The 6,259-nt window shown below is 41.7% G+C and carries 8 protein-coding genes and 1 pseudogene; 4 read left to right on the top strand and 5 right to left on the bottom strand.

What is annotated here, in order from left to right:
• Positions 1-381: 381 nt before the first annotated feature.
• From C7B70_RS26380 to C7B70_RS14980, 3 genes are all read right to left on the bottom strand, one after another.
• Positions 382-543, bottom strand: coding sequence for a hypothetical protein (locus tag C7B70_RS26380; protein WP_158260503.1), 162 nt, complete (start codon positions 541-543; stop codon positions 382-384).
• 830 nt (positions 544-1,373) lie between these two features.
• Positions 1,374-2,096, bottom strand: coding sequence for an HAD family phosphatase (locus tag C7B70_RS14985; RefSeq protein WP_106369827.1), 723 nt, complete (start codon positions 2,094-2,096; stop codon positions 1,374-1,376).
• 6 nt (positions 2,097-2,102) lie between these two features.
• Positions 2,103-3,065, bottom strand: a complete 963-nt coding sequence (locus C7B70_RS14980) for a class I SAM-dependent methyltransferase (protein WP_233220948.1) — start codon at positions 3,063-3,065, stop codon at positions 2,103-2,105.
• 591 nt (positions 3,066-3,656) lie between these two features.
• On the opposite strand from C7B70_RS14980, the gene C7B70_RS14975 reads away from it, so the two are divergent.
• The 4 genes and pseudogenes from C7B70_RS14975 (at position 3,657) to C7B70_RS14965 (ending at position 5,412) form a co-directional block, all read left to right on the top strand.
• Positions 3,657-4,082, top strand: a complete 426-nt coding sequence (locus C7B70_RS14975) for a WG repeat-containing protein (protein ID WP_158260502.1) — start codon at positions 3,657-3,659, stop codon at positions 4,080-4,082.
• A gap of 6 nt (positions 4,083-4,088) precedes the next feature.
• Positions 4,089-4,145: pseudogene (locus C7B70_RS28775) on the top strand (hypothetical protein); the annotation flags it as partial.
• Between the two features lie 33 nt (positions 4,146-4,178).
• Entirely contained in the window at positions 4,179-4,748 is a 570-nt protein-coding gene (locus tag C7B70_RS14970; RefSeq protein WP_106369825.1) for a WG repeat-containing protein, read from the top strand.
• 19 nt (positions 4,749-4,767) lie between these two features.
• Entirely contained in the window at positions 4,768-5,412 is a 645-nt protein-coding gene (locus C7B70_RS14965; RefSeq protein ID WP_106369824.1) for a cadmium resistance transporter, read from the top strand.
• Between the two features lie 77 nt (positions 5,413-5,489).
• Here the strand turns inward: C7B70_RS14965 and C7B70_RS14960 are convergent, their stop codons facing one another.
• Together C7B70_RS14960 and C7B70_RS14955 are read right to left on the bottom strand one after the other, a co-directional pair.
• The gene (locus tag C7B70_RS14960) at positions 5,490-5,825 is read right to left on the bottom strand and encodes a type II toxin-antitoxin system PemK/MazF family toxin (protein WP_106369823.1); all 336 of its coding nucleotides are present in this window, start codon (positions 5,823-5,825) and stop codon (positions 5,490-5,492) included.
• Positions 5,819-6,058, bottom strand: coding sequence for an AbrB/MazE/SpoVT family DNA-binding domain-containing protein (locus tag C7B70_RS14955; protein ID WP_106369822.1), 240 nt, complete (start codon positions 6,056-6,058; stop codon positions 5,819-5,821). Before C7B70_RS14955 ends, C7B70_RS14960 begins: the two co-directional genes overlap by 7 nt.
• Between the last annotated feature and the right edge of the window lie 201 nt (positions 6,059-6,259).

Genomic DNA, 6,259 nt, shown 5'->3' with positions numbered 1-6,259 from the left:
AGCTAGACTTGGGAGTCTTGGCTGGAATAGTTATGTACGGGCTTTCACCGTGATTCACTATTCAACGAATCGCACCTCTGCTAGCCATTGACTAAGTTGGGTAAGAATTTCTAGTTTGTTTTTGACCCAACTGTGGATCTTTGTTTTGATTGCACTTTGGCCTTTGCTGCCAACGGATGCCTGAAAGCGCAAATAATTCATAGTAACTCTGTCGGGATTTGAACTTGAGGCGGTAGGTGTCACTGATGTGCTGTGGCAATTGTGCCAGATTCCAATAGTTCTTTTGCTGTAACCAGTTAATTTCCGCTTGCCGTTGCCCTGCTCTTAAATAGCCCTTGCTGCCTTGAGCGCTGCGGTTTTAATCCCATGACCCCTTCGGACTCAAACCCTAGCCAGCATTTGCGCTATGAAGCTGTCCCAAACCTGAAGGATTTCCTCGATTTGACGCTCCAAATAGCCTTTCAATCCCCTTTGCACTGCTAAGGCTCCTTTGAGTTCCCTGGAGTCAGGATTACTCTCAATCATCTTGACCAGTTCATCCATCCTTCAATTAGTTCTAAAATGCTACATCCATCATTTACAATAGTTAAATACTTACTTTTCTTCAACTCATCTAGGATTGCTATAACCCTCTTCTGTCATTTTCCTGATGAAGTTTTGCTGTGAGAGAGTTGTAGCCATTTCTTCAGGGGGCTAATTGTTATTTATTAAAAAATCGAGCTATTGCTCTCTCTAGAAAGCTTCTAGGATTCAGAAATGACCAAAGTTTTCGGAGTCTGACAAAAGAGGGATAAGACCCAGGAGAAGTCAGCTTTCCTTTCGGTCAGAGGCAAATGCGCGAACCCCTATCCAACCCGTTACAGGCTGGTATTCGCTTTTTATCCCATCCTCTGCCCTCCAGAGAGTTCAGTCTCCGTTACCTCGGACATACTAGAAGTATTCGACCACTCCTTGACTCTGTAGGGTTTACCCTGTTGTGTCGTTTAGTTGTCTGTTCTCTTTTAGGTGCTGTCTTTTCTGCGGTGGATATTGTGTTCACACGATTAGTGGAAGCCCGAACCACTAATCCGTCAACCTCCCTTGTTGGGTAGAGCCTATCAGCCTGATTTAGCTCTTTGGTAAATCAGGCAGTTTTATCGACAGTTCACATTTGTTCACCATTGGAGAACTCCCCTTAGCCTCTGAACTACTTTAGGCTAGTAGCCCTGGGTACTTACGCGAGCCTGCACTCCGGTTGTTTCATTGCTTACTTGACCGTGACCGGACTCCTAGTAGAGTCTTTTACATAGGGGTAGAGGGTGTGAATCCTCTAGGGAAGTAGGCTTCCCTAACTAAACGACCATTTCAGGTCGCGCCGGACTGATTACCGCGATTCAGCATTCAACGAATCGCACTTTCTCTCTTAATACTTTCTGCACTCGTTCTATTTCTAAATCGTGCAGATAATCTACTGTCCAATTTGCTTGGCGCTGAAGCATATGGAAGGGATAGGTATTAGCTACGCCTACTACGGCAATTCCGGCACTTTTGGCGGCTTGAATGCCTACAGGGGTATCTTCAATTGCTAAACAGTTCCTTGGTTGTAAATTAGTATTGGGGTAGAGGGCGTTGAGACGTTCTACAGCCAAAAGATAGCCATCGGGGGCAGGTTTGCTTGTAGGTATATCGTCTCCAGCAACGATCGCATTAAAGTATTTAGCTAAATTTGTACTATTTAGGACGAGTTCTACTTCTGTACGAATAGCGCCTGTAACTACAGCTAACTTGATGTTGCGCGACGTTAGTTGATATATCAAAGCTTCCAAACCTGGATAGATTGGCAACTGATCGGATTTCTCGCACCACAGTTTTTGATAAGCTTGGGCTTTGCGCTCGATTAATTCAGTTAAATAGCTTTCGCTAACTACTCTACCGCGATTAGTGAGTAATTCTTTTAAACAAACGCGATCGCTTCTTCCCAAACAAATTTTTCTAAATTCCCCTGGTTGGGGGCGCAAATTTTCTCCTAGCAAAATTTGCTCTATTAGTTGCTCGTGTAGGGGTTCATCATTAATAATGACACCGTTAAAATCAAATAAAACTGCCTTCAAACTCATAGCTTTTTAGTAACCGGGTGCGGGTATCCAAGCCGCATCAACAGCATACTCTTTTGTCTGTGCTAATGGTTTGACGGCGCGCGTTACTTGGTGAATAAACCACCAGTCTTGAGTTTGCACGGCGGCAAATCCGGCTCTATTCATCCAATTATCTAAGCTGGCGGCGGCATAATCGCGAATATACGGTTCTTCAAAGATGTTACTTAACCACTCTAAATTGCGTATGGTTTGCTGGTTGCCATCTAGTATTGCTACTTCTCCTCCCGATGGTAATAAACGGAAGCATTCATGCAGAATTGTTTGAGATACCGCCGTTGGCGTTTCATGAAATAGCAAGGAAGCTGTAACTAAATCGAAACTGGCATCTTTAAACCCCGTTTTCTCAGCGTTGCCTTGTATCCACTCAATTTCTAAGCCAGCAAGTTTTGCTTTATGGTTTGCCCGAACTAGCATATAAGGAGATAAGTCTAAGCCTATGACTTCCGCTTGGGGAAAGGCTTGTTTGAGCATTAAAGTTGTTGAACCCGTACCGCAACCCAAGTCTAAAATTCGCCTCGGTTTGGATTGAAGGGAATCTATAAGAAATTGGCGTACTAGGGTTTCGCCGGGAGGTAAAACATATTGAGTAATAGGATCGTAGGAAACGGCGGCTCCAGCAGTTAGATAACCGCCCTCAATGCCGTGAAAGTTTTGGCTGCTGTAGTAATCGGGAATTGTGACATTGGCTGATTGAAAAGCTGCGCCTTCAGACTCCCAATCAATACTTTTGTAGTAGCGCTGCAATTCTTCTTCATTAATAAAGGAGCGAACTATAGGAGATAAAAAGCGTTCCCAAATGGTATCTTGACGTGCCATAGAGTTTAGTTGCGCGTACAGGTGTAGAGCCGGAGATTTCGCTCCTTTTACAAATTTTAATACATTGCTAGGGTTTAGGGAGCCTCGGGCGAAGTCTTCTGTAGTTGCACTCATCCCTTCGCCAATAAATGTATCACTTTAAAGGAGTTAAAACTTGAGGCGGCAAATAGTCCTGACAAAACAGGCAGCGAAAGAAAGATGCACAGCATTTAGTCAGCATTAGACTTTGGGAGAATGCGAGAAGGTTACTAGAAGTATTAGAAATCAATCTTTTGCAGAACCCGCAATCTTAGCAAAAATTATTAGGTAATTTAGCTAAGTATCACTCGCGACGAAGTAATATTTAACATCGATTGGTTTATAAAGACATCAAGATCATTAAAGTGCCACTAATGTGGATTCATTAAAAGCAGCTACGTTCAGTTTTCAAGAGCAGTGAAGTACAGATGGCTGTAGTAGCCTAGAATTGTTAAAATAAAAGTAATTAATCCATAGGCTCTTCATTGTTTTCAATGAAAGGTTGAATTTAGCAATTGTCTTTATTCTTAATGATAATTAATATCAAACTATCTTTATAGCTGTAGTTAACTGAAATTAAAATCACTTATACTCTATTTTTTATTAATAATTATTTTATATAAGTTTCCGAAAAACTCCCGTAATGTCTTTATGAAATTTAAACCGCTTAGTGTTTTACTAGCAATAATGACTTGTTCAATCTGTGTCTTTGTTTTGAATCTATTACCCTCCACGGGATTAACACAAACAGAAGTTCCCAGCTATGGCTACATAGACAAAACAGGAAAATCGGTCATCAAACCACAATTTAAGTTGGCATACAAGTTTTCTGAAGGACTAGCACGAGTCAAAATTGGCGATAAATGGGGTTATGTTAACAAAACTGGTAAACAAGTAATCCGACCGCAATTTGCTACCGATGCTGATGACGTTTATGGAAAGCCAGGTTCTTTTTTCAACGGTTTAGCCGCAGTCAAAGTTGGCAACAAGTGGGGATATATTAATAAACAGGGTCAGCTTGCTATCAAACCCAAATTTAGTACAGCAGAAAACTTTTCCGAAGGTTTAGCAGTAGTTACTTTTGGCAACAAGCTGGGCTACATTAATCAATGAGGTCAGTTTGTTATTAGACCCAAGTTTGGTACAGCAGAAAATTTTTCCGAAGGTATAGCAGCAGTTACTCTTGTCAACAAGTCCAGAGCTTTTAGCGTGGGATACATTGACAAAAGAGGTCAATTTGCGCTCAAACTAAAGTTTTCTGGAGCAGGCAAATTTTCCGAAGGTTTAGCCGTAGTCGAAAATGGGGGAGCCTGTGGTTGTCGTTTCGCTTACTGTTCTTACGGTTATATCGAACGAACAGGAAAAGTCGTTATCAAACCACAATTTTTTGTAGCTAATGACTTTTCTGAAGGACTGGCATCTGTAGCGACCTATGCTGTTTCAGATATAGGGGGAGATATTGTTGATAAGTGGGGCTATGTTGATAAACTGGGTCAGTTTGTTACTAAGCCAGAATTTAGTGAAGCAAGCAACTTTTCGGAAGGATTAGCAGCAGTCAAGATTGGTAACAAGTGGGGTTATATTGACAGGACTGGCAAACAAGTTATTGCTGCCCAGTTCGATCTAGCCGATCGCTTTTCCCAAGGGCTGGCAGCAGTTAAAGTTGGCGATAAGTGTGGTTATCTTGATCGCGTAGGAAAAGTAGTTGTAAAACCCCGGTTTTCCTTCTGTGATACCTTTTCCCAAGGGCTTGCAGTAGTTGCGATCGCACGAAGTTGATCGATAAGACTTATGGACAATGAATAGCCTAATCAATACGGTAACGGTTGGAATAACTACTTTCGCAGCTACTAATATTGATGACATTATTATCTTGATGCTCTTTTTTTCTCAAGTAAGCGATCGCTTTCGTCCTCGTCATATTGTGATTGGGCAATATCTGGGTTTTGCCGTGTTGATTGCCGCAAGTTTACCGGGATTTTTTGGCGGAATGCTGCTGCCGAAAGCTTGGATTGGTTTACTGGGACTAATACCGATTACTATTGGGCTTAGACAATTCTGGCAGGGAAAAGAGCAAGAGGATCAAGTGCAAACCGTGTCCTTATCTTTTAGCACAGGAAAGTCTCGTTCTGTTCTGTTTAGCTTGTGTAAGCCGCAAATTTATCATGTTGCTGCCGTTACAATTGCTAACGGCGGAGATAATATTAGTATTTACGTTCCACTGTTTGCTAACAGTAGTTTGTTTAGCTTGAGTGTGATTTTGATTGTTTTTTTGGGGTTAGTTAGCGTTTGGTGCTACGTTGCCTCCTGGTTAAGCAACCATCGGGCGATCGCTCCTAGGTTGACTCAGTATGGTCATCGGATAATTCCTTTTGTGTTAATTGGGTTAGGAATTTATATTTTGATTGAGAGTGAAGCTTATCGTCTACTGCCTTACTTTTAGCAAGGTCTCAAAGAGCTTTTACTTGAGGATAATCTAACTATTTGATATGTAAGGGCGATCGCACATTATTTGACTAACTAAAACAAAACCGGACTGATTCGGCGTAATACTTCTGCAAATAACTCCTGCGGACACTCGCTGATAAACTCCGCACCTCTAGCCCGATAATCTAGGGATCTGAGTTGATCTGCCATAATTATCCCGATTACGGTTTCTCCTTCAGGAATTTGAACATAAAACGGATTGCGCCGTTGGGTATTACTAATAGGACAGACAAAAACAAAGCCCATCTTACGGTTGAATTTAGTCTGACTCATTACTAACGCGGGTCGTTTTCCCTTTTGATTATGACCAGATTGGGGATCAAAATTGAGGTAAATGAAACATCCTCGCTCTGGAATATAATCTACCAAACTTCCTTACCCTTTGATTTGCCCCAGGAAATTTCTTCACTTTCATCAATCTCAAAGTCTAAAAGCTCGTCCAATGTGTACTCTTTGACTTTTGGAATTGGCTTTAAAACTAGCTTTCCGTCTTCAATGCTACATTGAACGGCATCGTTAGATTTTAAATTCAAGTGTTTAGCGAAGTTTTTGGGGATGCGAAAGGCTAAGGAGTTCCCCCACTGACCAATCTGCAATTTCATGGGTTTGTTTTTTCGTTGGATACACAAAGTATATCCTAAGTTTAAGCCTGTTAAACTTGATTATTCGTACTTGTCCCCTAGCTAATATCGGCGCGAACCTCAAAGACGTGCGATCGCATTTCTACCCAATCAGCAAAAGATAATTTGACGAGCGGTTAAATAGTCAGCTTGTTTCGTCTGATTCGATTATTGCGTTTAATT

The organism is Chlorogloea sp. CCALA 695, from assembly GCF_003003885.1.
In the GTDB taxonomy this organism is placed as follows: Bacteria; Cyanobacteriota; Cyanobacteriia; order Cyanobacteriales; family Chroococcidiopsidaceae; genus Aliterella.
This window is presented reverse-complemented; position numbering and strand designations above follow the sequence as displayed.

Bases quoted from the DNA above. Each gene is read 5' to 3' on its own strand.
- C7B70_RS14980 (WP_233220948.1), bottom strand. From the start codon at position 3,065: ATGAGTGCAACTACAGAAGACTTCGCCCGAGGCTCCCTAAACCCTAGC.
- C7B70_RS14965 (WP_106369824.1), top strand. From the start codon at position 4,768: ATGAATAGCCTAATCAATACGGTAACGGTTGGAATAACTACTTTCGCA.
- C7B70_RS14985 (WP_106369827.1), bottom strand. From the start codon at position 2,096: ATGAGTTTGAAGGCAGTTTTATTTGATTTTAACGGTGTCATTATTAAT.
- C7B70_RS26380 (WP_158260503.1), bottom strand. From the start codon at position 543: ATGGATGAACTGGTCAAGATGATTGAGAGTAATCCTGACTCCAGGGAA.
- C7B70_RS14975 (WP_158260502.1), top strand. From the start codon at position 3,657: ATGACTTGTTCAATCTGTGTCTTTGTTTTGAATCTATTACCCTCCACG.
- C7B70_RS14955 (WP_106369822.1), bottom strand. From the start codon at position 6,058: ATGAAATTGCAGATTGGTCAGTGGGGGAACTCCTTAGCCTTTCGCATC.